The sequence below is a fragment of the Psychromonas sp. genome (assembly GCF_983033635.1).
This window is the reverse complement of record NZ_CEZLMY010000077.1, coordinates 1-2,951: the sequence shown is the minus strand read 5'-3', so window position 1 is coordinate 2,951 and position 2,951 is coordinate 1. Positions and strand designations below refer to the sequence as shown.

The window sequence follows — 2,951 nt, the reverse complement described above, 5'->3', positions numbered from 1 at the left end:
GGTAATGCCTGATTTAGAAATTGCCACCGCAAATGCGCCTAACATTGCGTAACTTAACGCGATAGTTGCACCGCCGCCAAGTCCGCCTTCAAAAGCACTGACAGTATCGGTTATTGACATACCTGCACTTAAACCGCCAATTAATGCGCTGAGCGTTAAGGCCACCACAACATTAATGCGCATTAAAGATAGCGCAAGCATTACGCATACCGAAAGTAAAACTGGGTTAATCATATATAGTCCTTTATGGAAAAAAGAGGGCATTCTACGTGACTGTAAATTTTTATAAAGGTAATTAATTAATATCTAAAACCCTGTAGTGAAAAATAATGGCACTATTTTTGCTTTATTTGTTTAAAGAGTTGTAATAGATAATAAACGGGGCTGAAAATGGCTAATCAGGCAGTGACACAAGCAAGCAATTACTTTGATTTACAAGGTTTAGACCAGTTGCGTCAAAAAGCCCAAGGTAATAGCAAAGATTCGATTAGAGAGGTGGCAAACCAATTTGAGTCGATGTTCGCCACTATGTTGATTAAATCGATGCGTCAAGCAAATGAAGCATTTGAAACCGATAGCCCGTTTAATAACAAGCAGACAAAATTCTATACTGATATGCAAGATAAACAGCTAGCACTTGATATCAGTCGCCATGGTTCGTTAGGCCTTGCTGACGCATTAGTGAGACAGCTTGATCCAAGCTCTATTGCAGTAGCTAAATCAGTGCCAATGGAGCAGTTAAATATGCCAAATAATCAACAGCAACAGATGATCGATTTAGAAAAAGCCTTACCGGCTGTTGATCTCAATAAACCCGATAAAATGACCTCTGCAACTTTGTTTGCTGAGCAAAAGAAAGAACCGGAATTCAGGGATAAAAAACAACCGGAATTTACAGATAAAAAATCATTTATTGACGCATTACTGCCGTACGCCAAAAAAGCGGCTCAGGTTTTAGGTATTTCGCCAGCAGTATTAGTCGCACAATCAGCACTTGAAACGGGCTGGGGTAAAAAGATCATTAATACAAGCGATAATCAAAGCAGTTTTAACCTCTTTAATATTAAAGCGAATAATAGCTGGCAGGGGGATAAAGTGGCAAAAAGCAGCTTAGAAGTTGAAGGTGGCGTGGGCGTTAAGCGTCGTTCTAACTTTAGAGCGTATGACTCTCTGGCGCAGAGTTTTGATGATTACCGCGATTTCATTACAACTAATAAGCGTTATCAAGGTGCACTAAAGCAAGGTAAAGATGCGCAGGGCTACATTGAAGAACTGCAGCAGGCTGGATATGCAACCGATCCGCAATACGCAGAAAAAATTAAAAAAATCATGCAAAACGAAGAGTTTCAAGCAGTTTTAGCTGGAGGAAATTTCAATGACTGATCTATTTCAAATTGGTTTGTCGGGAATATATTCATCACAAGCAAGCCTTGCCACTACCGGGAATAATATTGCCAACGTCAATACTGCTGGTTATTCACGCCAAACAGTACAAGTTTCAACGGCGGGCTCGGAACGATACGGTAATTATTTTATCGGTCAAGGTGCGATGGTGACGGGAATTGAGCGCGCGTACGATCAATTCGCCTTCACTGAAAATATTATGAATACCTCGCAATATGGTTATTCCAAAGAGATCTATGCGCAAACCAGTCAACTGGATATGTTATTTTCAAATGAAGGTACCTCAGTAACTAAGCCTGTTTTAAATGTATTTGAAACGCTTAATGGTGTCGCCGATCACCCTAATATGCTTGAGTCCCGTACCGTTTTCCTCGAGTCTTCAGCGAATATGATTAATCAATATAATCGCCTTTATGACAATCTTGAAATTCAATATACAGGTCTTAATAACGACATTGTCAATACCGCGGCGACCATTACGACGCTGGCAGATAATTTAGCAAACATCAATGAACAAATTTCAGCTGTTTTAGGCAGCGGCGGGCAAAGTAATGCCAATGATCTGTTGGATCAACGAGATCAAGCTATCACCGAGCTCAGTGAATTAGTGAATGTTTCCGTTGTGCAGGCTGATAACGGTATGGTCAATATCTATATGGGGAGCGGCCAGGCGTTAGTGATGGGCAATGAATCATTAAATGTTATTGCTGTAAACGGCGATCCGGATCCTTCTCGTAAAGATATGGCAATTAACATCAACGGCAATATTGTCAAAATGGATGGCAGCCGATTAGGCGGCAAAGTAGCCGCTATGTTTGATACGCGAGATAACGATTTGGATCGTGCATTTAATCAACTCGGGCAAAATATTATCGGTTTAACCCATTCTATTAATGAGCAGCAGAAAGAGGGGCAGACGCTGGATGGGCAGATTGGTGATAATCTGTTTAATGATATTAATTCCAATCAAGCAATGAGAGATCGTGTTTTGGCGCATAATGATGGTTTGGGCAGTGCACAACTGAGTTTGCGTGTTGATGATCTCAGTCAGCTTTCACCCGATGATTATGACTTAGTTGTCAATCATTATGCAGCAGGTCCACCTGAAGAGATTGGATTTGTTGTAACCAATAAAACAACGGGCAACACACAAGTGTTAGGGCCAGTAGATCTGACTAGCACACAGCGTATTGAAATCCCAAATTCGGGATTGAGTTTAGGCATTGATTCGATTAACGCTCTCGATCAACCACAAATTGGCAAAGCATTTACACTGCGTCCGACACGCTTAGCAGCACAAGAAGCAACTTTACTGCATAAAGATCCGGAAAAGGTTGCGGCTGCTGATGCTGAAATTAAAACAGTCGCTGCGGATACAAATACAGGCGATGCCGTATTACGTACAAGTGCGCTTAATAATCCGCTTGATAAGTTATATATGGATGCTGATAATCCGTTGGAGATCGTTATTACGGGGGTTGTCCCTGGCGGTGATATTACTTTCGATATTGTGGATAAAAATGGTAACCCAGTTACTTTACCCGCTC

2 protein-coding genes and 1 pseudogene are annotated in these 2,951 nt (G+C 41.2%); 2 read left to right on the top strand and 1 reads right to left on the bottom strand.

The annotated features are described in order from the left end of the window. Nucleotides 1-231: pseudogene (locus tag AC4GME_RS11160) on the bottom strand (sodium:proton antiporter); the annotation flags it as partial. A gap of 159 nt (nucleotides 232-390) precedes the next feature. Between AC4GME_RS11160 and flgJ the strand changes: the two are divergent. Further along, a complete protein-coding gene (flgJ, locus tag AC4GME_RS11155) occupies nucleotides 391-1,383 on the top strand; it encodes a flagellar assembly peptidoglycan hydrolase FlgJ (protein ID WP_490376106.1) in 993 nt (330 codons plus the stop codon). Further along, nucleotides 1,376-2,951 (top strand): flagellar hook-associated protein FlgK (gene flgK, locus AC4GME_RS11150; protein ID WP_490379401.1); only part of this gene is annotated, 1,576 nt, incomplete at its 3' end. The genes flgJ and flgK, both read left to right, overlap by 8 nt.

Excerpts from the sequence above, each read along its gene's own strand:
- flgJ (WP_490376106.1), top strand. The coding sequence starts at position 391 with ATGGCTAATCAGGCAGTGACACAAGCAAGCAATTACTTTGATTTACAA.